This is a genomic window from Chryseobacterium cheonjiense (genome assembly GCF_012927265.1).
In the GTDB taxonomy this organism is placed as follows: Bacteria; Bacteroidota; Bacteroidia; order Flavobacteriales; family Weeksellaceae; genus Chryseobacterium; species Chryseobacterium cheonjiense.
This window is the reverse complement of record NZ_JABBGF010000001.1, coordinates 504,263-528,609: the sequence shown is the minus strand read 5'-3', so window position 1 is coordinate 528,609 and position 24,347 is coordinate 504,263. Positions and strand designations below refer to the sequence as shown.

The following is a 24,347-nucleotide window of genomic DNA, read 5'->3' as shown; positions in this document are numbered from 1 at the left end:
TGTCTCTAAAAATTATCCAGCATATTCTTGTTTTCCAGAAATTCGATATTCCGCTTCAGTCCTGCAAACTTTGTCCTTTTAACGGGTGATTTCCTGAAGATTTCCGAAAACAATTCTTGTGTAAGCTCTTTCCACTCTCCTTTTTTAAAGTTTTTCAACGCTTCATTCGGAGCAAACTTCTTTTGTTGTGTTGGTACTGAAAACCGGTTCCACGGACAGACATCCTGACAGACATCACAGCCAAACATCCAGTCGTCCATTTTATCTTTAAAATAATCGGGAATTTCATTTTTCAGCTCAATCGTAGCGTAAGATATGCATTTGCTTCCGTCAATAAGCTTATCGGAAACAATAGCGCTTGTCGGACAAGCATCAATGCATTTTCTGCAGGTTCCGCAGTGGTCTGTTGTGGGATGATCGGGAATCAGTTCCAGATCACAAATAATTTCTGCGAGGAAATAAAATGATCCGTTCTGTTTGGTAATGAGGTTGGCATTCTTCCCTACCCAGCCAATTCCTGACTTCCTGGCCCAACTTCTTTCCAGCACCGGTGCAGAATCTACAAAAACCCGAAAGGCAAATTCGCCGATCTCTTCCTGCAGCCCGGAAACCATTTCCCGAAGAATTTCTTTAATAACCTCGTGGTAATCTTCCGCATAGGCGTATTTTGAGATTTTAAAATTGTCCAGTGTCGAAATTTTCTCTTCCGGAAAATAATTATAAGAAAGAGAAATCACCGATTTTGAACCCTCAACGAGCAGCCTCGGATCCAGTCTTTTATCAAAATGATTTTCCATGTATTTCATTTCGCCATGAAAATTATTTTTCAGCCATTGTTCTAGAGGTTTTGCATCTTCTTCCAGAAAATCGGCTTTAGAGATACCACAGCTCTGAAAGCCAAAACTTTTTGCCCTGGCTTTTATCAACTGTGAATATTTTTCAGCGTTTGAATTCATGATTTTACCTTGCAAAACTAAGATTATTTTATAAATTTGCGCATTCAAAATTCACTATAGAATCTAATTATAACCATGAAGAAAGTCATTCTATCTACATTTCTTGCTGCAGCAGGATTTTTCAATGCACAAATCAAATTCGAAAAAGGGTATTTTATTAATAATTCGGGCAAAAAGACTGAAGTTTTAATCAAAAATATCGGTTGGAAAAACAATCCTACAGAATTTACTTATAAAGATTTAGGTTCTGAAGATGTAAAAAAGGAAAAAATCAGCAATGTTCAGGAATTCGGAATTGAAAATACAGAAAGGTATATAAGAAAAACGGTGATGTTAGACAGTTCACCTAATCAACTAGACAATCTATCTAACGATCGTAAACCTGAATTTTCTGAAAAAACAGTATTTCTGAAATATATTTTAGATGGTAAAGCTGATCTTTTGTATTATGAAAATGAAAATACCAACAAGTTCTTCTTTAGTATTGATGATTCCGAACCAAAACAATTAGTATATAAGCCCTATTTCGTTAATAATGGTCAGGTTGCATACAATGATGATTACAAAAACCAGATTGCCGAAATTCTGGACTGCGGTGTTGACAATAAAAAAATTGAAGCTGCAAAATATCAGATAAAAGATTTATCAAATTTGTTTTCGAATTATAATTTGTGTAAAGCAGGTAATAATATTGAAAATAAGTACAGTGCAGCTCAAAAGGAAGGAGAAACATTTCATCTTAACATAAGACCGGGAATTAATTTTTCTTCGCTTGAAGCGACAGGTTCATCTTCCTTTTCTTCCAGAACTACTAAATTTGATGGTAAATCAAGTTTCAGAATTGGCCTTGAAGCTGAATTTACATTGCCTTTTAATAAAAATAAATGGTCACTTTTTGCTGAGCCAACTTATCAGTATTACAAAGCCGAAAACGAATCTTCTATATATCCGGAACAACAATATTCCGATTTAAAATATTCAAACAGTATTGACTATAAATCTATAGAAATTCCCATTGGGATTAGATATTACATATTTCTCAATGATAAGTCTAAGATTTTTTTTAACGCTGCTTTTGTACTTGACCTTCCATTGAGTTCTACACTCAATGTTTATTCTACAGACAATAAGATTACTTCCGGTAGCAATCTGGCCGTTGGCGCAGGCTATAAGTACAATGATAAGTTTTTGATTGAGATTCGGGTAGCAACACAAAGAGACCTTGTGAAAGAAAGCTCTTATCTCAGCACAAAATATCAGACCGCCTCGCTAATTCTCGGTTACACTTTATTCTAAAACTCTGGCTATTTATCAATATTTTACGTATTTTCGTTTAATATTTAATTAAAATAAACGATCATGTCTTTATCAGAAGTTTTAAAATCAGGAAATTATGCATTAATCGACGTTCGCGAACCTATGGAACTGGAAATGGACGGAAGCATTGATGGTGCTAAAAATATTCCTTTGGGAGAAGTAGAAGACAGGCAAGAAGAGATTTTGTCTATCGAAAAGCCGGTGATTATTTTCTGCAGAAGCGGAAACAGAAGCGGAAAGGCTTTAGAATATCTTAATTCTCAAGGACTGAAAGAAGGCTATAACGGTGGAGGCTGGGCAGAGCTGAAGCAGGCTATAGAAGCAAATCAGGGAACTTTTTAAAGTTCCTTTTTTTATTTTAATATTATCTATGCAACTAAAAGAAAGATTTTCACTGTTCTGTTTACATTACACACAGGATCAACATCTTATTGAAAGTCTATGGATGGAAATTGAGAAAAAATATTCCGAAAAGGGCAGATATTATCACAATTCTGAACATCTGGAAAACATGTTTCGTGAACTCAATAACGTGACAGCCGCTTTAGAAGATTATACTACCATTGCCTTTTCGGTGTTTTATCATGACGTGATCTATAATGCTTCTTCAAAATCCAATGAAGAAAAAAGTGCGGATTTTGCAGAGAAACATTTGCGGCAAATTGGCGCAGAAGAAGGATTTATTGAAAAAGTTTCACGGCAGATTATCGCTACGAAGTTTAATCAGGAATCCGGAGATGCTGACACCAATTATTTAGTGGATGCTGATCTCTCGATTCTCGGCCAGAAACCCGAAAAATATTTGGACTATAATCAAAAAGTAAGAAAGGAATACTCCATTTATCCTGATTTCCTTTATAATCCGGGGAGAAAAAAAGTATTGCAGCATTTTCTGGAGTCAGAAAGTATTTTTAAGACGGAATATTTTAAAGAGAAATATGAGGAACAGGCCAGAAAAAATATTACTTCGGAAATCGAATATTTAAATTTTGGCTAAAGCCAAAGTTGCAATTTTAAATTAAAGCGGGCTAAAGCCCGCTCCTGTTGATATTCTGGCAATTCTACCCGGTCTACTGAATTGTATTAACTTCACATATAAACTCCATCGATTTTTTCAACACCAATCCAGGAACTTCTTTATGCGGTGTGTGGCCAACATCGGGAATAATGAATTTTTCGGAAGTTCCGCTGACACCGGAAAGTGTTTTCTCAACCTGATGCAAGGTTCCGTACTCATCATTTTTACCCTGAATAAATAATAAAGGAGCCTGAATATCCTTAAGCAGATATTCTATATTCCAGCATCTGAACCTGTCACTCAGCCATATTTCCGTCCATGCTTTTACTAGCATTTCAACTTTTTCACCGTGATATTTGGCAAGACGTTCGGGAAGATTAGTTGTTGTATAAGCATCGAAGACATTCTGCACACCTTTTACGGTAATATCTTCCACGAAAATATGCCCGGCTTCACAGATGACGGCTTTTATTTTTTTCGGGAATTTTGCAGCTGCTATTAAGGCAATGGTTCCGCCGTCACTATGCCCGAAGAGAATCGCTTCCGTGATATTTAGTATTTCAAGCAAATCGTTCAGGACATCTGCTTCGGTTTCCATGTAATCATTATCCCTTTCATGAGTAGACATCGGGAAGGATTTACCATAACCTAAGCGATCGTATATTAAAATATTACATTCTGTTTCTGCAGCCAACTTTTCAGGAAAATCCCTCCAAAGCTGTACTGATCCCAGTGAATCATGTAAAAAAACAATTGTTGGCCGATTTTCGAATGAATCATTGTATTCTACATAGAGCTTTTTACCTTTTACATCAATAATTCTTTCCTCCATGAATTTAATTATATCACCGGATTTCCTGTGTTTCTGAATTCTTCCAATAAGTTATTGAATACGGTTCCTACAGGAAGCACCTCATCAATCAACGCTGAAACCTGCCCGATTTCAAGCTCGCCTTCATCCATATCACCTTCGAACATTCCTTTTTTGGCTCTAGCCCGTCCCAGGGAGGCTATGAGAGATTCTTTATTTCTTCCGTTATTATAGATTTCCTCAAGTTCGTTAAAGAATTTATTTTTAACCATCCTTACGGGAGCCAGCTCTTTTAGGGTGAGATGCGTATCTCCTTCCTGTAGCTCGGTTATTTTATGTTTCCAGTTATCGTGGGCGCTCGCTTCGGTAGTTGCGGCAAAGCGGGAACCGATCTGTACTCCGTCTGCTCCGAGGATCATGGCTGCTTTCATCTGGGAACCCAAAGCGATACCTCCGGCTGCGATCAATGGTTTTGAAATATGTTTTTTCACATTCGGAATAAGGCAGAATGTCGTGGTTTCATCACGCCCGTTATGGCCTCCGGCTTCAAAACCTTCTGCAACTACAGCATCAACACCGGCTTCTTCACATTTGATAGCGAATTTGGTGGATGATACTACGTGAGCTACCTTTAGCCCTTCTTTCTGTAACATTTCGGTATAGGTTTTGGGATTTCCGGCTGATGTGAAAACAATCTTTACACCTTCTTCGAGGATAATCCGTATTACCTCATCCAGATTCGGGTAAAGCATGGGAACATTAACCCCGAAAGGTTTATCTGTTGCCTGCTTACATTTCCTGATATTTTCACGTAATATATCGGGGTACATGCTTCCTGCACCAATAAGTCCCAGGCCGCCGCAATTGGATACTGCAGAGGCGAGCCTCCATCCCGAATGCCAGATCATCCCTGCCTGAATAATAGGATACTGAATATTAAAAAGTTGTGTAATTCTGTTTTGATCCTTCTGCATATCATGAAGTTTTTTTGCCGAATCGAAATCTATAAAATTGCTCATGCTGTAAAAATAATAAAAACTAAGATTTAGCGGGAGTTTTAAGCATAAAAAAAACTCCAGAAAATTCTGAAGGTTTTGTATTATTTTTTGATTGAATCTTTCTTCCAGTTCCCTTTAAAAGCGCAGCTGTCGTAACGGCCGTCTATGGAAATGAATGTTGTAGTCAGTTTAGAATTTACAAATTTTTCAACCATTTCATTTCTTGTTTTGTTGAGTGCCATCTGCTTAATTCTGTCATAATCTGTTTCCAGGGTAATCTGGTGTGAAGGGATTACATCTTCTATTTTAATGATCTTTACAACTTTCCTGTCTCTTTCATCCTTATCATCAAATGCGTTGGTAATATCGCCCTTATTGAGGCCCGCCAACTCATAGCTTATAGTTCCGGGAACCGATTCTCTTTCTATTTTGCTTGAACCATCTGCCCCTGGAATAACTCCGGCATTGAATTTTGTTCTTTTATCGTCAGAGAATCTGAACGCAGCATCTTTAAAAGTTATTTTCCCACTGGTAATTAATCCTTTGATACTGTCTAACTTTACTTTTGCCGTTTTGATCTCTTCATCCGTAGGTGTCGCCATTAAAAGAATATGTCTTGCATCATAGATCTTTCCTGATCTTTTTACCAGCTGTATAATATGATATCCGAATTCCGATTCTACTGGTTCTGAAATTTCGCCTTCCTGAAGATTCAGGGCGGCGGCTTCAAAAGGTTTTACCATCTGGCCTTTGGAAATATTTTTCATGAGCCCTCCGTTTGAGGCAGATCCCGGATCTTCGGAATAAATTCTTGCCTGGCTTTCGAAGCTTTCGCCTCCTTCGATATCTTTTTTAATCTTCTTCAGACGGTTGATAAGATCTTCTTTATGAGCCTCCGTAAGTTTAGGAAACATCATAATCTGCGACAGAGAAACCTCATCTTTCACTTCCGGAAGCTGGGTTTTGTACATGTTATAGAAATCCGTTACTTCATTAGGCGTAACGTCTGCCTTTTCCGTAATTCTCTGGTATTTTGCCTGTCCGTAATATTGATCGGTATCAATTTTTTCAATGGCATTTTTCATTTCATATGCGTTACGGAATTTGTAGGCAGCCAGCATTGTTTTCTCATCAGGAAACTGTGACACCAATTGCTGATATTTTGCGTTGGCCTGCTCTTTAATGGCAGCAGAACGGTTTTCGATCAACGTATCTTTTCTTGCTTCATACACGAGAAGCTTATTGTTGAGAAGGTTTTCCAAAAACTCACACTTATCTATATTGGTTGCTCCCTGCTGCTTGGCGTAGTTCATCTGTTCATTTACATCTGACTCCAGAACAATTTCATCACCGATCACAGCAGCAATACCATCCACTAAATCTCCTTGTTTCAGCTGAGCATTCATCGTATTTGCACCAAACAAGATGATGAAAATTCCAAAAAGAAAAGTGATCTTAAGTTTATTTATCATTTTACTATTTTAAACAAGTTGCAAATTTAGAATTCTTAATGAATTACACTAAATTTTTTATTATAAATATTTCTTAAAAAAGACCTGTTTATTGTAGTTCGACATCAAAAGTGGTCAATTCTTTAAACTGTCTTAATCTCTCGAACATATCGGCTTCGTTTACTTCTTCGATTCTTTCCGTTCCGAATTTTTCAACAGTGAATGATGCCATTGCAGAACCTACGATAAGTGCAGATTTCATGGTTTCGAAATCCGTTTTTCCTTTTTTGGCCAAATAAGCTGCAAAACCTCCTGCAAAAGTGTCCCCCGCTCCGGTAGGATCAAAAACCTCTTCCAAAGGAAGCGCCGGAATGGCAAATACTTTACTGTCGTGGAAAAGCAAAGCACCGTGCTCCCCTTTTTTAATGATGACATACTCCGGTCCCATTTGGTGGATCTTTTTGGCTGCTTTTACCAACGAATATTCTCCTGAAAGCTGTCTTGCTTCTTCATCATTAATGGTGATCACATCTGTTTTGGCAATCATATCCATTAAGATATCCCATGCAGTATCCATCCAGAAATTCATGGTATCAAGTATTACCAGTTTCGGACGGTTGTGCATTTTTTCCAATACGGAAAGCTGTACACCCGGATGAAGGTTTCCTAATAATAAAATCTCTGCATCCTGCATAGACTCAGGAATTTTAGGATCGAAGTTTTCCAGAACGTTCACTTCTGTTGCCAATGTGTCTCTTGTATTAAGGTCATTGTGATATTTACCGGACCAGAAGAATGTCTTTCCCTCTTTTACAATTTCAATGCCTTCGATATTTATATCTCTGCCGGTAAACATATCCAGGTGTTCCTGCGGAAAGTCTCCTCCCACTACTGAAACAATCCCTGATTTTACCCCAAGAACAGAAGAAGTGATCCCGATGTATGTTGCTGCACCTCCTAAAATTTTATCTGTTTTACCAAACGGTGTCTCGATTGCATCGAATGCAACACTTCCTACAACTAAAAGTTTCATATTTTTTTCAAAGTATATTTAAGAGTAATTAATTTTTCCATTCAAATGTATCGAGCAGATGTTTCATATCTTTTTTGATATAATCTACTGCGGGTGCCAGAGAATCCGGCTTCGGTCTTGTGTTGAAATATAAATAGGCCGTCACAAAATGTTTTGTACTGTCCGTAATGTAAAACTGTAGGTTTGAAGCACTTTGACCTTTAAGCTCATAGAAATTTCCGTAGACTTTTTTATCGGGATATTCGAATGACTTGGTATCAATGGCGCTTGCTTTTATAGTATGTTCGTACACCATTTTTTCAGCTTCCTGAATGTGGGCGGCAAAATCGTTTTGTATCGGGTAATATGTTACAAATATTTTGGCTTTCATTTTGGGATAATTCAGGTAGTACCAGCACGGTCTTTTGGCATCTGTAATTTTTGCAAAATCAGAATATTCAAAAGTATAGGCACAGTTGTTTTCAAACTTCTGATATTTCGGTGCAGGATATTCCAGACGAAGTTCGCCGTAAGGCTTCGGAACCGGGTCTTTGGAACAGGACACCATTACCAGTGCAATAAAAATAAAAATGGCGTTTTTAAACATTTTGCAAAAGTACAAATTAGATTTCAGATTTCGGAAGACAAATTTCAGCATTTCAATCTGTAAGAGCAATTTTACACTGATGTTTTAAATACACCGTACCCTAAAACTTTAATTTAAACCAAAATTATTTAACATTAAATTTTATAAGGTTTTAAAGAACATATTATTTCAAGTGCGTTTCTTAAATCCGGATGGTGAAATGGGGTTAATTTCGTCAACAAGTTTATAAACAAAAAACGAACTTCAAAAAGTCCGTTTATTATTTAATTGATCTAAAACTTCATTACATCCTTTACAACCCCGTTGTTCTGCGTATGCTGCAGCAATTCCGTTTCAATAAATGATTTTATTGTTTCTTCGGAGCCGTTATTAGGAAATAACAGGTGAACATTGGCTCCTGCATCCAGTGTAAAAAATAAAGGCAGACCGGCTTCTTTTCTGAACTCCCATATTTTATTAATCACTTCCAGGGTTCCTGTTTTCATCAGGATAAATGCAGGATCACTCATCATCATCATCGCATGGAGGGTTAATGCTTCATGCTCTACGAGTTTAATAAACTTCTGTAAATCTCCTGCGGCGAGGATTTCTTTCATGGGTCCAAAATTTTCTCTTGCTTCCTGAAACCTCCTATCGGCGTAGGGATTAGTGTTCATCAGGCCGTGGCCTACTGTTGAGGAAACGCTTTTCTGTCCTTCATGGATCAGCAGAACCCAGTCATTAAAATCTTTAAAAATTTCATGAATTTCTTCGTTAGGATACTGAACCGCAAAAAGATCCGAGCTTTCTTTTATCTGACATTCTCCCCAGACAACAAGTCCGTTGTATAGACTTCTGCAGGCGCTTCCGCTTCCCAGTCTTGCCAGGAAAGACGCTTTTCTCAGGGATTCTTCTTCAGAAATTTTTCCTGAAAAGTTTTCGTCCAGTTGCATCAGACATTTAGCAATCGCCCCGAAACCGGAAGCGGAGCTGGCAATTCCTGAGCTGTGAGGAAAGGTATTTTCCGTCCTGATAATATATTTTCCTTTTAAAATCCAGGGAAGATATTGTTCGATATTGCTGAAATATTTTTCAATTTTCTCTGCAAATTTAGGTTCTTCGTTACCTGCTAAGAAAGTCTGCACGGAAAACGGTTCATTTGCTGAAAATTCTATGGTGGTATTGGTTTTACAGTGGCTTAATGTATAACTAATGCTCGGATTCGCAGGAATCTGATTCTCGTACTTGCCCCAATATTTGATCAGTGCAATGTTGGACGGACAGCTATCTGAAACCGTCTGGTTGTGTATGGTAAATTCGTTATTTCCTAAAAATTCCTGTGTTGTCATAATTCTGTTTTTGTCAATAAGCGCCAATATTCAATTCCTGTTTTCAGTACATTTCATCAATGAGGTCTGCATATTTTTTAAGAACCACATTTCTTTTTACTTTCAGCGTAGGTGTGATCTCTCCTGTATTGATCTCAAATTCTGCCGGCATCAGCGTAAACTTTTTCACTTTTTCGTAGTCGGAAAGATGTTCCTGCAGTTCTTTGATTTTCTGTTTATAAAAATCGTTCACCTCTTTGCTTTTCACCACTTCTTCCCAACTGGTAAAAGGAATATTATTCTTTTTAAGGTAATCTTTCAAAAACTCAAAATTGGGTACGATAAGTGCCGAAGCAAATTGTCTTCCTTCCGCGATCATTACGATCTGCTGGATAAAATTATTGTTGGTGAGGAGATTTTCGATCTGCTGCGGAGCAATATATTTCCCGTTGGATGTTTTCATAAGGTCTTTCAGACGATCGGTGATGGTAAGATTTCCTTTTTCATCGATCTTTCCGGCATCACCGGTTTTGAACCAGCCGTCTTCGGTAAAAACTTTCCGGGTGTCTTCGGGGTTATTGTAATACCCTTTCATAATTCCGTTTCCTCTGGCCTGGATTTCATCCTGATCTCCAATGCGGATTTCCACTCCCGGAAGCGGCTTTCCGCTTGTTCCGTGTTCGAAATGGGTGAATGGAAAAAGAGTGAGTGTAGCGGTAGTTTCCGTGAGTCCGTATCCTACCGTAACATGAATTCCTACGGATTCAAAAAAACGGGTAACTTCAGGAGATAAAGAAGCTCCGCCACAAGGCAAAAACCAGAGCCTGCCTCCCATTTTATTTTTAATTTTGCTGAAAACCAGCGTTTCAGCAAGAGTTTGTTTTATTTGTAAACTGAAAGGAACTGTTTTTTCATTCCGTTTCAATTCTGCAGTCTCCCAACCTGTTTTTACGGCCCAGTCGAAGATTTTTTTCTTTAATGCCGAGCCTTCTTCCGCCTTTTCCAGCACACCGGCATAGATTTTCTGGAAAAATCGCGGAACGGCACACATCATTGTGGGCTTTACCTCTTCTAATGTGTTTGCAATATTTTTAGGATCTTCAAGGAAATATACTTTTGCACCGCCATACAGACAAAGCAGGCTCCAGCTTCGCTCGAAAACATGGCTTAACGGTAAAAATGCGAGTGAAAGTTCTTCTTCAAAATTTTTAAATTTAAAAAATTCAAAATGCGCATCAAAAGCTTTAATGAAATTTCCGTGGGTAAGCATCACCCCTTTCGGCGTGCCGGTAGTTCCGGAAGTATAAATAAGGGTTGCGACATCATCGTTTTCTTTAGCACAAAATTCTGCTTCTGCCGGCAACTTTGCAATAAAATCTTCAAGGTAAAAACTGCTGAATTCTTTTTTTATCCAGACTGCTTTTTTAGAAACAATGATGGTTTCAAGGCTGCATTCCTTTTTCTGTACAATTTCAAGGCAGGCATCATACTGAGCCTGATCTCCTACCAAAATAATTCTTGACCCGGAATCTTTGATGATATACTCTGCTTGCTCTGCATTATTGGTTGAATAGATGGGAACCGTAACCGCACCCAATGACAACGCCGCCAGATCAAAGATCATCCATTCCGAAGAGTTGTCGGAATAGATAGAAACTTTATCGTTTTCTTTTATCCCGGCTTCTTTTAAAGCATTGGCTGTTTTAAAAATAATTTCCGAGAATTTCTTCCAGCTGAGCTCTTTCCATCCTTCCTTCTTTTTTTTAAAACCGATTGCAGATTTCAGGGGATGTTTTTCTATATTTTTTTGAATGATTGCCTCCGCAAGATTCATTGTTTAGCCTTTTTATCGTTAATATAATTCTTAAGGTGGAAGTCTATGGTTTCTTCCAACGGGATAAAAGTATAATTCAGCCTTTCCTTTATTTTACTGTTTGATATTATATTCATCCGGGAAATCGCTTCCACATTTGATTTGGTGACCATTTTAAGTTGTGGAATCAGCCATCCGAAAAGCGTATTGGCTACTATTCCTATATTAAGCTGGAATTCTGAAAGTATTTTTGCTTCTTTCAGGCCAAGCTCTTTTCTGATCTGTTTTGCCAGATCCGCATATTTTTTGTTTTCAGAAATAATAATAAACCGCTCTCCGAAAATATTTCTTTCCATCAGTTCAATTGATATTTCAGCGACATCTCTTACATCTGCATAGCTGGTTCCTCCGGAAAAAGTAAAGCTGTTTTTTTCCATCGTAGGAAATATGTCACCGCTGCTGTTTCCCCAGTTTCCGCTTCCAACGATCATTCCGGGATTTACGATAACAATATTCATTCCTTCGGCAGAGGCTCTCCAGGCTTCCATTTCGGCAAGATGTTTTGAGATGGCATAGGCAGAATGGTCTTCTTTGGGATTAAAATCCGAATCTTCGTCGAGTTCACCGTTTTCATTGTAAAGATCAAGAACAGCGATGGAACTTACGAAAAGAAATTTCTTCACTTCCGATCCTTCGCAGGCGTACAAAAGATTTTGGGTTCCTTTTACGTTGGTATGATACATTTCCTTATCATCCTTCGGGTTAAAACCTACTTTGGCAGCGCAATGGTAAACCTCTTCAACACCATGCAGTGCATTCTGAATCGACTGAATGTCATCAAAATCTACATTCACCCATTCTATTTTATTAAAAAAACCATCGGGATTCTCCGTATAAAATGAATAGGAACGTTTTACATCGTCTAAATTGCTTGCGGCCCTCTTTGCAGCGCGAACGTTTTTCCCTTTTTTAAGAAGTTCCAAAACGATGACCCTGCCGAGAATCCCGGTAGCACCCGTTACAAAAACCATCCGTTATATTTACTTGGTTGACTCATTTATGTTCACATTCTCCGTATTTGCAAATTTGCGATTTTTAACGGAGAATTCCATTTTTAATTCGTTCTAAATTATATTATCTTCAACAATATCCAAAATAAGAATAATGAAAATTTTTTGCAGATAAAAAAAACGGGCAATGCCCGCTCTATCAAAATTAAAAAAAATCATTTTTATGTTATGCTAAAACGGCATTGCTTCTTCTGGGAGCTTTATCACAAAGAAGGTCTGCGATACTCCTGGAAATCAGGTTTTCCTCAGTAAGATTATCCAGCCAGAAAAATTCTCCCGCTGCATTAATTTCAATAAAATAATATTCGTCTTCCGGAGAAACGATAATATCGATGGCTCCGTAATCTACATGATAGACATCAAGAAGCTCCAGCAATTTCATTTCAACATCAGAGGGGAGTTCTGTTGGAACCCATTTGTCAATAAGGTTGACCCCATCTTTTCTCCAGTCGATTTTTGCCGCATCCGACTGTTGGGAATCAATTTCAAAAGCGAAAATATCTCTTCCCACAACAGTTATCCGAAGCTCTTTTTTCTTTTCAATCTTTTTCTGAAACTGCATCGGGCAGTATAAAAGGGTGTCCAGCTCATCCAATTTGTCTTCATTGACAACGTTGGTAAACACCACACTTTCTACCCCATCTTCATAAATGGCGAAACCGGTCTGCATTTTTGCTACGACGTTCCGGTGTTTTACAATAAACTGTTTTGCTTCTTCGGGATTATTGGTAATGCAGGTCTCAGGGATTTTAAGGCCTATTTTATCTGCAATTTTCAACTGCTCTTCCTTACTGTCAAGCCTTCTGTAAACACTGGGCTTTCCCAGGGAATAAACATCAACTGATTCTAAAAAGCCAAACAGGGTATTTCTGATCTCTCCCATTGCTGCACCGTAGAACTTCCCATCAATTTCTTCTCTAAGACCCTGACCGATATTGTAAGCCCTCCTGTACCAGACTGATGAAATATCATCAAGACGGTGCTTTTTTTCAGGTGTTTCAAGAATGGTGGTCCATTTTCCATCCTGAAAAGTGGAAGATAGTTTGTTGGTTAAAGGATATTCGTCTACATTAAAGCGGATGACTTCACATCCGTTTTTGTCAATATATTCGGTTACTTTTTCGACTGAAAAGTTATCTGCGGTATGGGTAATTATTAAAATTTTATTCATTGGTTTTCATTCTTTTTATAAGATTATCGGCAATTCTCTGTGCGATAGGAAAGTTGAGATCTTTCTGCAGCATTCCCCACTCTCCCTGCGGATTTACTTCCAGAAAGTAATATTTCCCGTCCTTTCCTCGGATCATGTCTATGGCTCCGATATAAAGACCCATTTCTTTCATCATTGCAGTAAGGCCTTCCTGTATTTTTTCGGGAAGATGATATTCTGACCAGAAGTAATTTCCGTGTGCAATTCTCCAGTCGGCATTTTCACTGTTATTGATTTTACCGGTAAAGAATTCTCCGTCGAGATAAACAATCCTCAATTCATATTCTTTGTCAATGTATGGCTGAAAGATCATCGGGCAATATTCGATATCCGCAATGCCCTCAATTGAATCTTTATCAATAATCTGGGTTGAAAGAAAGTTTTCTCCGCCCATGGATTTTGAAATGACACCATGAAGCTTGGCCACCATTTTTCCGTTGCAATGGCTGTGGAAAAATGCTGTAATAGCGTCTGCATCGTTAGAAAACAAGGTTTCAGGCACTGTTAAACCGTTTTTTTCAGCAAGGTTAAGCTGAAGCATCTTATTGCCGTCTATTTTGTTTTCAATTTCGAAAGGATTAATCCACGGAACATGCTCAAGTGCTGTGAAAAGGTTGTATCTCAGGGTTGAATATTCTTTAAGAAAAATATTTTTGTAAGCCTCATCCAGCTCTTCAGGAATATTAATCTGCCACGATTTTCTGTGCCATACCGCTTTAATATCTTCCGATTTTACGGTATTTCCTGAATCGTCTGTGATTTCAAATGAGTTCTGACCAATGCTGATCTTCTGACTATGGTTCAGTTGATCGGAATTCAGCCTGAAATAAGGAGTATTTTTTCCCTTAAGGTATTCGAAAAAGATGTCAATATTATAAAAATCCCGGGAATGTGTAATGCAAAGAATCATTTGCCTTTTTATTAAAAAAGGAAACTTATGGTGTAAGTTTCCTTTTAATTATTGATTTGTTAATGTATTCTGTATCAACAAGTTTATTATACAGTAGGAACATCATCGTCACCATCTGACGGATATTTCATTGTATGGGCCATGTCATAGATCGGCTTAGTTACAGTATCAGCTTCTTTTGTCGTAATTACGCCATCTTGTGTAGCAATGGTAACATCACCTCCACCTTTGATTTTTTCGGGATCCTGAAGTTGTTTTTCAAGGAAAGAAGCAAAAAAAGGTTTCTTTTTTGAATTTTTGTTTTTCATAATAATTAATTTAGAGTTTTAATTTGTGGGTTGCTTAGTTTTTAAACTGCCGTTGCATCTTCGTCACCATCTGAAGGATACTTCATGGTCACATGATCGCCTCCCGGTTTCGTAACATTATCCAGAGTGGTTGAAGTACCGCTGTCCTTCAATACTCCTGTTGTACTATCAAGTAATACAGAAGTTACAGTACCTCCTTTTATTGTTTCCGGATCCTGAATTTGCTTTTCAAGGAATGAAGCAAAGAACGGTTTTTTTGATTTTTTACCTTCCATCGTATTAATATTTAATGATTTAGAATGGCTCTAAAGTATTAAAAAAAAATCACCTAAAGAAGAATAAAATAATTTTTAAGAAAATTTTAACAAATTAAAACAAATAACAAAATTATTTTAATTGATACGTAAAAATTCTTTAACAACCTTAGCAAAATCTACGGGATTTTCTGCCTGAACCCAATGTCCTGCATTTTTTACTGTTACAAATTCAGCTTTTGGAAACTGCTGCCTGATCGCAAAATGATCCTGAGGAAGGATGTAGTTCGATTTTTCTCCGGCAATGAATAAAGTTTTGCCTTCAAAAACACCGAATTTTATAGCATTGGATACAAATTCATTATACTTTTCGGACAGGGTTTTCAGATTGAATCTCCAGTTCAGTTTTTTATTATCGTCCCAGTATAAATTTTTTGTCAGGAACTGAATGGTAGATTTTTCAGGAATATATTGACTGAGCACTGCTTCCACGTCATTTCTTGAGGAAACCGTATTAAAATCAACCGTCTCCAATGCTTTAATAATCCCCTGATGGTGCGGAGGATACGCTTTTGGCGATATATCAACTACAATGAGACTTTCCACTTTTTCCGGAAATTTTACAGCAAACTGCATCACCGCTTTTCCACCCAGCGAATGTCCTAAAATATGAGATTTAGCGATTCCGTAATGGTCCATATATCTCAAGATATCTTCTGCGAGGTCATCATGAGACATATCTTCCGAATGAAAACTTCTTCCGTGATTGCGAAGATCGATAAGATGTACGGGCAAAAATTCACCCATATCTTTTCCGAAAGTACCCCAGTTATCAAGCATTCCGAATAATCCGTGGAACACCAGAAGTGGTGTTGACGAAAGGTCTTCGCCGAATATTTTTGAATTTAAAATTTCCATAATTTTTTAATTTTTAAGGAGAAAGCATTGAAGGTGCCAAAAATTTAAACAACAGTATACAAACGCAAGTTCGTCTTAATGCTTCAAGTCTTCATTTTTACCATTTTGCCAGTCTCTTCAGATAGGCCTGAACCGTATTTTCCAACCCCATGTATAAAGCTTCGGAAATTAAAGCGTGACCGATGGAAACTTCCAGTAAATTAGGGATATTGTCTGCAAAATATTTGAGATTATCCAAGCTCAGATCGTGGCCGGCATTCAGTCCAAGACCAAAATCTGCCGCTACCACTGCCGTATCATAATAGGGTTTTAAAGCTAATTCTTTATTTACCGTATAGTTTTTTGCATACGCTTCCGTGTAGAGTTCAATTCTGTCGGTTCCCGTTTTTGCAGCATATTCTACCAATTCCGGATTAGGATCTAAAAAAATTGAGGTGCGGATTCCTGCATTTTTAAACTCAGCAATAATTTCCGTAAGAAAATCAAGATGTTTTTTGGTATCCCAGCCCGCATTGGAAGTAATGGCATCATCAGCATCAGGAACCAGGGTTACCTGTTCAGGTTTCACTTCTAAAACCATATCGATGAAGGGCCCGTGCGGATTTCCTTCGATATTGAATTCTGTTGTTACAATCGGTTTAAGGTCATAAACATCTTTTCGGGTGATATGTCTCTCATCCGGCCTTGGGTGAATGGTAATTCCCTGCCCTCCATATTCCTGAATTTTTATTGCAGCTTCCGTTACACTTGGCGTTTCACCTCCTCTTGCGTTTCTTATGGTTGCAATTTTATTAATGTTTACACTAAGTTTTGTCATTTTACTGATAAGTTTTTGAAGTACAGTTCTTAAGGATAAAGCAATTAGCAGAAATTCAAAATGACGCAGCATGCTCCCGATAATACCGTCAGACCTGTGATAAATTTTACAGATACAAAGCTATTGATAAAATCCAGATTTGAGAAACGAAAAAACCAAATAATAAACAGCTACAGCGTTATTTATTTTGAAAAATCAAACTTTTACCTGCATTACTTCCAGATCAAATTCTTTTGAAGCAACCAAGAGATGATCAAAGATATCAGACTGTATTTCCTCAAACCGTACCCACTCGGTATCGTTGGTAAAGGCATAAATCTCCAGAGGAAGACCCTGCGGCGTGCTGTTCAGCTGACGGACCATAATCGGGCCTTCTTTATCAAGCTCCGGAATACGCTCTATATATTTTTGAGCATAATACCTGAAAACTCCGATGTTGGTAAGCTGCCTGCCGTTGATGATCTCTTCCTTATGCGCCATATTTTCTTTTTCTTTTTTCAGCTCGACAGATCTCTGCTCGAGATAGTCAGAAATAAGATTAATACTTTTAAGACGTTCTATATCTTCTTCCGAAAGGAATTTAAACGAGTTGATATTAAAGAAAATAGATTTCTTGATTCTTCGGGCATTGGTTTCGGAAATAACCTGCAGGTTTTTAATCTCCGTGGTCAGCAAATCGTAGGTAGGAATGGTGGAAAATGTTCTGTCGAAATTATTGATTCTTGTTGTCAACAGGTTGATTTCAGCAATATTACCCTCTACATTGTATTTCGGAATGCTTACCCAATCCCCTACTTTAAGGTTTTTGGAAGTTGCCACATGCAGCCCGGTAACGAATCCTAAAATCGTATCACGGAAAACCAGAACCAGAACAGCAGTAATCGCTCCCAAGCTACCGACAATGGTTGTTCCTTTGATCCCGAAAATCACACAGATCCCAAGTACCGAAAAGATGAAAATCCCAAGAATCTTCACTGTTTCAGAAATAGCATTGAGTGCCATGATTTTGTAAAAATCCTGCTTGATGACGAAATAATTCCTGAAAGCCGTCAGACCTCTGTACAACATTCCGGCAAAGATCATTACCAGACCCAGATTTACACATCTGATGATGAATATGGTCGTATTCTTTAGAGCTCCGTAGAATATAGATTCGTGAATACTTCCGATAATGAGGAGCGCGAAAAGATGAGCAATAGAATTGGTAATTTTTGATTCGTAGATGGAGTTTACTACCGGATATTTTTCTTTATTCCGAAAAATCCTGAAAACGCTGTTGATTATAATTTTAAAAATAAAATCAAAAACCAGAAAAATAGCAATAAGCAAAAGAATCTTTACAATAATATGAAATACAAACTCAAAGCCGGATGGTGAAATGCGGCTGATGTATCGGTAAAGAGGCTCGCTTAATCCCTGTATGAGATCTTTTGTTTCTTCTAGTTGGTCGTTCATTACAGCAAATTTAGGAAAATAAGTATGATTTTTAACAGAATATAGTGCAGCAATTTTTATCCCAAAACAAACTTCCGGTTTGAATTTGACAGAAGTTTTTTTAATTTTTTTTAAAATTAAGACCTGTCCACAAACCCGCTTCAATAAATGAAAAATTTAAATATAATACACAATATCAATAAATTATTTTAAAAATAGTCGCTATTTTATGATTTTATATTCAATTTATTTTTAAATTTGATATAAACTAAACAAATCAAAACCTGATACATATGAGAAAACACTACTTCTTTATTTTACTGTGTGTATTCACACTTTTAGCTAACTGTTCCGGAGGAGAAGATGCCCCGGTAATTACCGAAAATACAAATACGGCCGTAAAAACCGGAAAGCTTACCGGTAAAGTAATGTCACAAAACGGAACCAAACCTGTCGGCGGGGCTTCTGTTTTTACTTTTGATGACAAGTATAAAATCTATCATACCACTTCTGATTCCGGAGGTAATTTTACACTTGACGCTCCGGCCGGAAACCGTACCATCTACATCCAGACCGGTAACGGTACCAATTTCCGCACTGAAATTCCTGCAATGGTAAAAGACAACGAAACGGTTGCGCTAGACGCGAGCCAGACAAAACTTAACCAGGTTGCAAAAATCGCTTATGTAAAAGGAACGTATGATAAGATAGAAGACATCATTCAGACTTTAGGATATACGGCTACCGAGATCAACAATAATGATCTTGCCAACATGAACACAATTGCGCAGTACGACATCATATTTCTCAACTGCGGCTCCAGAAACAGCTACTATACCAACCCTGCGCTATACGCTGCCATTGATGCCAATTTGGCGATCTTTGTTGCCAACGGAGGAAGTATTTACGCTTCAGACTGGGATGTTGCTTATTTAGTAGGCGGAACCACCAACACCAACAACTGCTCATTGCCGGGAGGATTTGTACCTGACTCAAAACTGTGTTCTAAAAATATCGGAAATTCAGGCAACGTAAGTGCTACGGTAAACAATGCCGGACTTACCTCTGCTTTAGGATTTAACAACCTCAACATTGACTATGATTTGGGAACATGGCAAAAAATAATCAACTACGATCCTGCTTACTGGGAAGTTCTGGTTAAGGAGTCTTCTACCAATGACGCTTTAATGATCAGAACCAATCATTTTGCAGCAACGGGAATTCCTGTTACTCCTATCGGAAACGCTCCCAACACAACATTTGTAACGGTTTGCGTTACGCTTCCGGGAAATATCCAGATCAGCCTTTCTGTTCCTCAAGCGGTAGTTCCTTACCTGGTGGCATTAGGTGCAACGGTAGGGCCTTGTTCAGGATCTTCAAACAGCGGTTATATTTACTATACCACTTTCCACAATCACGCTTCCGGAAATATAGGTAATGCCGGCACTATTCTACAGTATGTAATTTTAAACCTTTAATAAAACTTCATCTTAAACATGGAAGTGGCTTTTCTGAAGCCACTTTTTTTTATATCTTTTCATTAAATTAAAAAAATGGACACAGCCTTAATTGATATTCTCTGCCTTATCCTTTTGTTTTTAGGGATTTTAGGAACTTTTCTACCCGTTTTACCCGGTTTGCTTCTAAGCATCTGCGGACTTCTGATCTATAAATTCGGTACTGACGCAGATCTTAGCATGATCTACATATGGGCATTTGTAGTTCTTACGATTGCTTCCGTGATTCTTAATTATGTCATTCCGGCGAAAACGAATCAGAGATACGGAGGAACACGCTGGGGAAGCATCGGCTCAGTAATAGGGACAATTGGAGGAATCTTTTTACCTATTCCTTTGGGATTTTTAGTGGGAATGTTTGCAGGGGTATTTATCGGAGAACTCCTGCATGACAGTAAAGATATGAACAAGGCTCTGAGATCCACAAAAGGAGCTTTCATAGGTTTTATATACGGAACAGGATTTAGTTTTGTAGTAGGTGTGGCAATGTTTTTGGTGGTAGTACTGGATATGCTTGCTATTATTTAAAAAAGAATCAAAATGTTATACAAAGCCATTATATTAAGTGCAGGATTATTATTAATCAACTGCAAAACACAAAAAGGAGCGCAGGTTCCGCCAAAAGACAACGTGGAAACTTCAGGAAATCTTACAAAAGGCACTACCGACGGGTCTGTAATCTACTTCAATGAAAGTGAAAACAGATTTCTGGACGAATACCAGATGAACGTAACATTCAAAGGCATCTCGGAAGACAGCCGTTGCCCGAAAGATGTCAACTGTATCTGGGCGGGGGTTGCCGTAGCTCAAGTGGAAGTCATGGGAACCGCAACAAGACCGATGACCCTATCTCTTGCAAGTTTGGACAATAAGGGAAGAAATTATCATCAATCGGCTGATTTTAACGGATACACCATCACCTTAACGGAAGTAAATCCGTATCCCGGATCAGCAGAAGGATCCAAAGGTCTTAAAGGAAAATATAAAATAGGTATCACGATTAAAAAAACCGATACTAGCTCTACCATGAAATAGGTTTCTTTCCCTTAGAACTCAGATATTCATTAATTTTTGAAAAAGGTTTGCTTCCGAAGAACCCCCTGTGAACAGAAAATGGAGAAGGATGCGCAGACTTTAATATAAAATGCTTAGCCGGATCAATGAGTTCGGCTTTTTTTTGTGCAAAAGCACCCCACAATACAAACACAACGTTTTCTTTTTTATCAGAAATTTCTTTGATAATAAAATCCGTGAATTTTTCCCAGCCCAGATCTTTATGAGAATTCGGAGAATGGGCACGTACGGTTAACGTTGCATTTAAAAGCAGAACTCCCTGTTTTCCCCAGTCATCCAGTTCTTTTGAAGTTCGTTCTACACCAATATCATTTTTAAGCTCTATAAAAATATTCTTCAGCGAAGGCGGTGCAGAAACCTGCTCGGAAACTGAAAAACAAAGACCATTTGCCTGATAGTCATTATGATAAGGGTCCTGCCCTATAATCACGACCTCTACCTCATCAAAAGGAGTTATTTCAAGTGCCCTGAAAATCTGGCTTTTGGGAGGAAAAACTTTTGTTGTTGCGTATTCCTGTTTTACTTTTTCCCAAAGATTGGTAAAATATTCAGTGTTTTTTATCGGGGCTAATATTTCTGTCCAGGTCATATTCTAAATAATTTGTCGGATGATTTTATTTCTATTGAATTTCCAAAGCTGATTGATAAGATCAAAAGTATTGCCAGCTTAGTACCTTCTGCCGTTCCTGATCAGGAAATACTCTGTAAAAATCAAGCTGGTATTATTTTCAAATATAAAAATATATCGTGACATCTCGAAATGCGGTTCTGCATCATATGTATAAACTAATTATTTCTTGTATTACGAGCAAGAAATTACCCCTGACTTTCATCATCATTTACCGTCCTGCTATTTACATGATTTATTTTTTCTGATACGTTTAAGCAAATAAACGGACGAAAAATCACAATTATCGCCCAGGCTTTAACAATTTTCAACATAAGTACTGTTTTCAATAAAAATTATATAATCAAACCTACGGTAAAGATTTATATCATATTCAAAAATTATGATAAAATTAACATAAACTCTACCTTTATATCATAAAACAAAGGAATATTACATAACATAATTAATAAATATTTGTCGATATGAAAACTTTAGGAATTTTCTTGAATGCTACAGTGCTATGCGGAACATTATTTTTTTATCAAAATGCAGAAGCTCAAAAAATAAATCAGAAGACAACAGTAATTGCCGTTAACGGAACTTCTCCTTTACACGACTGGGAAATGAATTCTTCAGCAGCTTATTTTACAGGAACTGTCAACGGAAACAGTATTTCCAACGCCACTTTTACCATGCCCGTAAAAAACCTGAAAAGTAAAAAAGGAAGCACCATGGATAACAAAGCCTACGAAGCCCTGAAATCTTCACAATATCCTACCATCAGCTTTTCGGCAGCTTCCATCAATTTCGGCAAAAGTAATGTAAGCGGAAAACTGACTATTGCAGGAGTTTCCAGAAATGTTTCTTTTCCCGTAAGCGTTGCTAAAAATGAAAACACTTACACCATTTATGGAACCGAAACCTTAAAACTTTCAGATTTCGGAATGAGCAGACCCGGATTCATGGGCATCAAAACGGGAGACGAAGTTACCATCAAAGTAAATATTACGGCACAATAAACTACAATCAACATTAAAAAAATAAAACGTTATGAAAACTATTTATATAAAAGCAGCTTTATTAGGAACCATTTTACTTGCCGGTGCCGCACAGGCACAGCAGTTTCCTTTAGACAACCTTAAACCGAGAGACCAGAGAGGCATTAATATTTTTGAAAACCCTAAAGATTCTGTAACAACCTTTGAAAAACTTAAAGTAAGAATCGGTGGAGCGTTCGCACTGCAATTCCAGGGTCTGAAACATGAAAGCGGCGCCGACCAGACCGTACCGGCAACCCAGCTTTACGACATCGGAAACAACTTTAACCTCGCTACAGCCAACCTTGATATTGATGTGGCTTTATATGACGGTATCAATTTACACTTAAGAACCTTTTTAAGCTCCCGCCACCATAATGAAACCTACGTAAAAGGAGGCTACATTCAGATTGATAAGCTTGATTTCATCAAAAAAGACTTTCTGAGCGACTTTATGAAATATTCAACCATAAAATTCGGTCATGACGAAATTAATTACGGGGATGTGCACTTCAGAAGAAGCGACAACGCCTACACTACCCAAAACCCGTTTGTAGGAAATTACCTGATGGACGCTTATGCAACAATGGTTTTTGCTGAATATTACTATCGCAGAGACGGCTTTATCGGAATGGGAGGTATTACCAACGGTAGACTCAACCAGAATGCCAACGGCGGAACCAGCCCTTCTCTGTATGCTAAAATAGGCTATGACAAGCAGTTAAACAGCGATCTGAGAGTACGCATTACCGGTTCCGTTTACAACACTGCCAATACCCAAAGACTCGACTTTTATGACGGCGACAGAGCCGGATCACGATATTACTATGTAATGGAAAATGCAGCTGCCACTTCTTCTGCCAACTTCAGATCAGGCCAGGTAGTGCCGGACTTTAAAAACAAAGTTACCTCCATTATGATCAACCCGTTTGTAAGATACAAAGGCCTTGAATTCTTCGGAACTTTTGAAAATGCATCCGGCAGAAATACTGCAGAAATCGACCGCAGAACCTGGAACCAGTATGCCGCAGAACTTCTCTACCGATTCGGAAATAACGATAATCTGTATGTAGGAGGAAGATACAATCTTGTAAAAGGTGAGCTTGCCACGGGAGACAAAGTGGATGTTACCCGTTACAATATTGGCGGAGGATGGTTCATGACCAAAAACATCCTCACCAAAGTGGAATATGTGAATCAGAAATATGACGGCTATCCTGCTTCAAGCATTCTGTATGACGGCAAATTCAACGGATTTGTTCTGGAAGCTGCGATTTCTTTCTAAATGTTAATGTAAGAAAAGCTCAAATAGAGCCTTTTTCAAAATACCACCTGAATTATGAAAGCTTTTTTAACAGTTGTTCCGCTCTTATTCGGAATATTCATGAGCGCTCAGGACAACTATATTCAGATCAGCGGAAGCACCAATATCAATACATTTAAATGTACCAACAATACATTCAGAACACCAGGAGGAAATTTTAGCATCAGCGAAAGAAACCTTCCGAACATTGCATTAAAAGTTGATGATTTCGACTGCCGCAATAAAATGATGACCTCCGATTTTCAGAAAACCCTTTCCGCAGAAGACCATCCTTATCTCAATATCAGATTTCTTTCTTTAGACAAGAATAAAGCAGTGTATAATGCACAGATTGAAGTAAAGATGATCAACCGGAGCAAGATATACAATATTACGTTCTGCCTTGAAAACGGAAAGCTTACCGGAAAAAGAAGCGTGAAGTTCAGTGATTTTAATATTTTGCCACCGACAAAAATGGGCGGAATGATTGTAGTAAAGGACGATCTTAATCTCGTTTTTGCGCTGGCAGCAAATACTCAATAAAAAAATCCCGTTTAGTTCATAAGGAAATGTTTAGAGATTGATGAAAGTCTGC

General features: G+C 37.9%; 26 protein-coding genes. 9 read left to right on the top strand and 17 right to left on the bottom strand.

Going from position 1 to position 24,347, the window contains the following annotated elements; genetic code table 11:
• Nucleotides 1–5: 5 nt before the first annotated feature.
• Complete coding sequence (gene queG, locus HHL20_RS02550; protein WP_169229623.1) at nt 6–956, bottom strand: tRNA epoxyqueuosine(34) reductase QueG; 951 nt, start codon at nt 954–956, stop codon at nt 6–8.
• Nucleotides 957–1,031: 75 nt separating this feature from the next.
• Here queG and HHL20_RS02545 point away from each other — a divergent pair, with 75 nt between their 5' ends.
• The 3 genes from HHL20_RS02545 (at nt 1,032) to HHL20_RS02535 (ending at nt 3,270) form a co-directional block, all read left to right on the top strand.
• The gene (locus HHL20_RS02545; protein ID WP_169229622.1) at nt 1,032–2,252 is read left to right on the top strand and encodes a porin family protein; all 1,221 of its coding nucleotides are present in this window, start codon (nt 1,032–1,034) and stop codon (nt 2,250–2,252) included.
• A gap of 63 nt (nt 2,253–2,315) precedes the next feature.
• Nucleotides 2,316–2,615, top strand: coding sequence for a rhodanese-like domain-containing protein (locus HHL20_RS02540; RefSeq protein WP_169229621.1), 300 nt, complete (start codon nt 2,316–2,318; stop codon nt 2,613–2,615).
• 28 nt (nt 2,616–2,643) lie between these two features.
• Entirely contained in the window at nt 2,644–3,270 is a 627-nt protein-coding gene (locus HHL20_RS02535) for an HD domain-containing protein (RefSeq protein ID WP_169229620.1), read from the top strand.
• 73 nt (nt 3,271–3,343) lie between these two features.
• Here HHL20_RS02535 and HHL20_RS02530 read toward each other — a convergent pair whose 3' ends face one another.
• The 15 genes from HHL20_RS02530 to HHL20_RS02460 all read right to left on the bottom strand — a co-directional run bounded on the left by HHL20_RS02530 (nt 3,344) and on the right by HHL20_RS02460 (nt 18,232).
• On the bottom strand, nt 3,344–4,123 hold the full coding sequence (locus HHL20_RS02530; protein WP_169229619.1) for an alpha/beta fold hydrolase: 780 nt from the start codon (nt 4,121–4,123) through the stop codon (nt 3,344–3,346).
• Between the two features lie 8 nt (nt 4,124–4,131).
• A complete protein-coding gene (locus HHL20_RS02525; protein WP_169229618.1) occupies nt 4,132–5,076 on the bottom strand; it encodes an NAD(P)H-dependent flavin oxidoreductase in 945 nt (314 codons plus the stop codon).
• Between the two features lie 125 nt (nt 5,077–5,201).
• Entirely contained in the window at nt 5,202–6,572 is a 1,371-nt protein-coding gene (locus HHL20_RS02520) for a peptidylprolyl isomerase (RefSeq protein ID WP_169229617.1), read from the bottom strand.
• A gap of 88 nt (nt 6,573–6,660) precedes the next feature.
• Nucleotides 6,661–7,584 carry a PfkB family carbohydrate kinase gene (locus HHL20_RS02515; protein ID WP_169229616.1) on the bottom strand — a complete coding sequence of 308 codons (924 nt, stop codon included), beginning with the start codon at nt 7,582–7,584 and terminating at the stop codon, nt 6,661–6,663.
• A gap of 28 nt (nt 7,585–7,612) precedes the next feature.
• Nucleotides 7,613–8,170 (bottom strand): gliding motility lipoprotein GldD, encoded by a 558-nt coding sequence (gene gldD, locus HHL20_RS02510; RefSeq protein WP_169229615.1) that lies wholly within the window; start codon nt 8,168–8,170, stop codon nt 7,613–7,615.
• Between the two features lie 272 nt (nt 8,171–8,442).
• On the bottom strand, nt 8,443–9,498 hold the full coding sequence (locus tag HHL20_RS02505) for a diphosphomevalonate/mevalonate 3,5-bisphosphate decarboxylase family protein (protein ID WP_169229614.1): 1,056 nt from the start codon (nt 9,496–9,498) through the stop codon (nt 8,443–8,445).
• A 43-nt stretch (nt 9,499–9,541) separates the two neighbouring features.
• Nucleotides 9,542–11,311 carry an AMP-dependent synthetase/ligase gene (locus HHL20_RS02500; RefSeq protein WP_169229613.1) on the bottom strand — a complete coding sequence of 590 codons (1,770 nt, stop codon included), beginning with the start codon at nt 11,309–11,311 and terminating at the stop codon, nt 9,542–9,544.
• A complete protein-coding gene (locus HHL20_RS02495; protein ID WP_169229612.1) occupies nt 11,308–12,321 on the bottom strand; it encodes an NAD-dependent epimerase/dehydratase family protein in 1,014 nt (337 codons plus the stop codon). Before HHL20_RS02495 ends, HHL20_RS02500 begins: the two co-directional genes overlap by 4 nt.
• A 205-nt stretch (nt 12,322–12,526) precedes the next feature.
• Nucleotides 12,527–13,531, bottom strand: coding sequence for an MvdD family ATP-grasp ribosomal peptide maturase (locus tag HHL20_RS02490; protein WP_169229611.1), 1,005 nt, complete (start codon nt 13,529–13,531; stop codon nt 12,527–12,529).
• Nucleotides 13,524–14,480, bottom strand: a complete 957-nt coding sequence (locus HHL20_RS02485) for an MvdC/MvdD family ATP grasp protein (RefSeq protein ID WP_169229610.1) — start codon at nt 14,478–14,480, stop codon at nt 13,524–13,526. The genes HHL20_RS02490 and HHL20_RS02485 overlap by 8 nt, the downstream gene beginning before the upstream one ends.
• A gap of 86 nt (nt 14,481–14,566) precedes the next feature.
• Complete coding sequence (locus HHL20_RS02480; protein WP_169229609.1) at nt 14,567–14,788, bottom strand: microviridin/marinostatin family tricyclic proteinase inhibitor; 222 nt, start codon at nt 14,786–14,788, stop codon at nt 14,567–14,569.
• Between the two features lie 41 nt (nt 14,789–14,829).
• Complete coding sequence (locus HHL20_RS02475) at nt 14,830–15,063, bottom strand: microviridin/marinostatin family tricyclic proteinase inhibitor (protein ID WP_169229608.1); 234 nt, start codon at nt 15,061–15,063, stop codon at nt 14,830–14,832.
• A 117-nt stretch (nt 15,064–15,180) separates the two neighbouring features.
• Nucleotides 15,181–15,960: an alpha/beta fold hydrolase gene (locus HHL20_RS02470; RefSeq protein ID WP_169229607.1), complete on the bottom strand. Its 780-nt coding sequence runs from the start codon at nt 15,958–15,960 to the stop codon at nt 15,181–15,183.
• A gap of 97 nt (nt 15,961–16,057) precedes the next feature.
• On the bottom strand, nt 16,058–16,777 hold the full coding sequence (locus tag HHL20_RS02465) for a pyridoxine 5'-phosphate synthase (protein WP_169229606.1): 720 nt from the start codon (nt 16,775–16,777) through the stop codon (nt 16,058–16,060).
• 195 nt (nt 16,778–16,972) lie between these two features.
• Entirely contained in the window at nt 16,973–18,232 is a 1,260-nt protein-coding gene (locus tag HHL20_RS02460; RefSeq protein WP_169229605.1) for a mechanosensitive ion channel family protein, read from the bottom strand.
• A gap of 272 nt (nt 18,233–18,504) precedes the next feature.
• Here HHL20_RS02460 and HHL20_RS02455 point away from each other — a divergent pair, with 272 nt between their 5' ends.
• The 3 genes from HHL20_RS02455 to HHL20_RS02445 all read left to right on the top strand — a co-directional run bounded on the left by HHL20_RS02455 (nt 18,505) and on the right by HHL20_RS02445 (nt 20,763).
• Nucleotides 18,505–19,689 carry a hypothetical protein gene (locus HHL20_RS02455; RefSeq protein ID WP_169229604.1) on the top strand — a complete coding sequence of 395 codons (1,185 nt, stop codon included), beginning with the start codon at nt 18,505–18,507 and terminating at the stop codon, nt 19,687–19,689.
• Between the two features lie 75 nt (nt 19,690–19,764).
• Nucleotides 19,765–20,256 (top strand): DUF456 domain-containing protein, encoded by a 492-nt coding sequence (locus HHL20_RS02450; protein ID WP_169229603.1) that lies wholly within the window; start codon nt 19,765–19,767, stop codon nt 20,254–20,256.
• A gap of 12 nt (nt 20,257–20,268) precedes the next feature.
• Nucleotides 20,269–20,763, top strand: a complete 495-nt coding sequence (locus HHL20_RS02445; RefSeq protein ID WP_169229602.1) for a hypothetical protein — start codon at nt 20,269–20,271, stop codon at nt 20,761–20,763.
• Here the strand turns inward: HHL20_RS02445 and HHL20_RS02440 are convergent.
• Nucleotides 20,750–21,391: a uracil-DNA glycosylase gene (locus tag HHL20_RS02440; RefSeq protein ID WP_169229601.1), complete on the bottom strand. Its 642-nt coding sequence runs from the start codon at nt 21,389–21,391 to the stop codon at nt 20,750–20,752. The two genes, HHL20_RS02445 and HHL20_RS02440, sit on opposite strands and share 14 nt — an antisense overlap.
• Before the next feature lie 503 nt (nt 21,392–21,894).
• Between HHL20_RS02440 and HHL20_RS02435 the strand changes: the two genes are divergently transcribed.
• From HHL20_RS02435 to HHL20_RS02425, 3 genes are read left to right on the top strand one after another with little or no spacing between them, the layout of a single operon-like run.
• Nucleotides 21,895–22,431 carry a YceI family protein gene (locus HHL20_RS02435; protein ID WP_169229600.1) on the top strand — a complete coding sequence of 179 codons (537 nt, stop codon included), beginning with the start codon at nt 21,895–21,897 and terminating at the stop codon, nt 22,429–22,431.
• Nucleotides 22,432–22,462: 31 nt separating this feature from the next.
• Complete coding sequence (locus HHL20_RS02430; RefSeq protein WP_169229599.1) at nt 22,463–23,734, top strand: hypothetical protein; 1,272 nt, start codon at nt 22,463–22,465, stop codon at nt 23,732–23,734.
• A gap of 54 nt (nt 23,735–23,788) precedes the next feature.
• Nucleotides 23,789–24,295: a hypothetical protein gene (locus HHL20_RS02425; RefSeq protein ID WP_169229598.1), complete on the top strand. Its 507-nt coding sequence runs from the start codon at nt 23,789–23,791 to the stop codon at nt 24,293–24,295.
• Nucleotides 24,296–24,347 lie beyond the last annotated feature (52 nt).

Bases quoted from the DNA above. Each gene is read 5' to 3' on its own strand.
- HHL20_RS02460 (WP_169229605.1), bottom strand. From the start codon at position 18,232: ATGAACGACCAACTAGAAGAAACAAAAGATCTCATACAGGGATTAAGC.
- HHL20_RS02450 (WP_169229603.1), top strand. From the start codon at position 19,765: ATGGACACAGCCTTAATTGATATTCTCTGCCTTATCCTTTTGTTTTTA.
- HHL20_RS02505 (WP_169229614.1), bottom strand. From the start codon at position 9,498: ATGACAACACAGGAATTTTTAGGAAATAACGAATTTACCATACACAAC.
- HHL20_RS02435 (WP_169229600.1), top strand. From the start codon at position 21,895: ATGAAAACTTTAGGAATTTTCTTGAATGCTACAGTGCTATGCGGAACA.
- HHL20_RS02535 (WP_169229620.1), top strand. From the start codon at position 2,644: ATGCAACTAAAAGAAAGATTTTCACTGTTCTGTTTACATTACACACAG.
- HHL20_RS02445 (WP_169229602.1), top strand. From the start codon at position 20,269: ATGTTATACAAAGCCATTATATTAAGTGCAGGATTATTATTAATCAAC.
- HHL20_RS02465 (WP_169229606.1), bottom strand. From the start codon at position 16,777: ATGACAAAACTTAGTGTAAACATTAATAAAATTGCAACCATAAGAAAC.
- HHL20_RS02495 (WP_169229612.1), bottom strand. From the start codon at position 12,321: ATGGTTTTTGTAACGGGTGCTACCGGGATTCTCGGCAGGGTCATCGTT.
- queG (WP_169229623.1), bottom strand. From the start codon at position 956: ATGAATTCAAACGCTGAAAAATATTCACAGTTGATAAAAGCCAGGGCA.
- HHL20_RS02525 (WP_169229618.1), bottom strand. From the start codon at position 5,076: ATGCAGAAGGATCAAAACAGAATTACACAACTTTTTAATATTCAGTAT.
- HHL20_RS02540 (WP_169229621.1), top strand. From the start codon at position 2,316: ATGTCTTTATCAGAAGTTTTAAAATCAGGAAATTATGCATTAATCGAC.
- HHL20_RS02430 (WP_169229599.1), top strand. From the start codon at position 22,463: ATGAAAACTATTTATATAAAAGCAGCTTTATTAGGAACCATTTTACTT.
- HHL20_RS02530 (WP_169229619.1), bottom strand. From the start codon at position 4,123: ATGGAGGAAAGAATTATTGATGTAAAAGGTAAAAAGCTCTATGTAGAA.
- HHL20_RS02470 (WP_169229607.1), bottom strand. From the start codon at position 15,960: ATGGAAATTTTAAATTCAAAAATATTCGGCGAAGACCTTTCGTCAACA.
- gldD (WP_169229615.1), bottom strand. From the start codon at position 8,170: ATGTTTAAAAACGCCATTTTTATTTTTATTGCACTGGTAATGGTGTCC.
- HHL20_RS02485 (WP_169229610.1), bottom strand. From the start codon at position 14,480: ATGATTCTTTGCATTACACATTCCCGGGATTTTTATAATATTGACATC.
- HHL20_RS02475 (WP_169229608.1), bottom strand. From the start codon at position 15,063: ATGGAAGGTAAAAAATCAAAAAAACCGTTCTTTGCTTCATTCCTTGAA.
- HHL20_RS02500 (WP_169229613.1), bottom strand. From the start codon at position 11,311: ATGAATCTTGCGGAGGCAATCATTCAAAAAAATATAGAAAAACATCCC.
- HHL20_RS02455 (WP_169229604.1), top strand. From the start codon at position 18,505: ATGAGAAAACACTACTTCTTTATTTTACTGTGTGTATTCACACTTTTA.
- HHL20_RS02520 (WP_169229617.1), bottom strand. From the start codon at position 6,572: ATGATAAATAAACTTAAGATCACTTTTCTTTTTGGAATTTTCATCATC.
- HHL20_RS02515 (WP_169229616.1), bottom strand. From the start codon at position 7,584: ATGAAACTTTTAGTTGTAGGAAGTGTTGCATTCGATGCAATCGAGACA.
- HHL20_RS02480 (WP_169229609.1), bottom strand. From the start codon at position 14,788: ATGAAAAACAAAAATTCAAAAAAGAAACCTTTTTTTGCTTCTTTCCTT.
- HHL20_RS02425 (WP_169229598.1), top strand. From the start codon at position 23,789: ATGAAAGCTTTTTTAACAGTTGTTCCGCTCTTATTCGGAATATTCATG.
- HHL20_RS02440 (WP_169229601.1), bottom strand. From the start codon at position 21,391: ATGACCTGGACAGAAATATTAGCCCCGATAAAAAACACTGAATATTTT.
- HHL20_RS02490 (WP_169229611.1), bottom strand. From the start codon at position 13,531: ATGAATAAAATTTTAATAATTACCCATACCGCAGATAACTTTTCAGTC.
- HHL20_RS02545 (WP_169229622.1), top strand. From the start codon at position 1,032: ATGAAGAAAGTCATTCTATCTACATTTCTTGCTGCAGCAGGATTTTTC.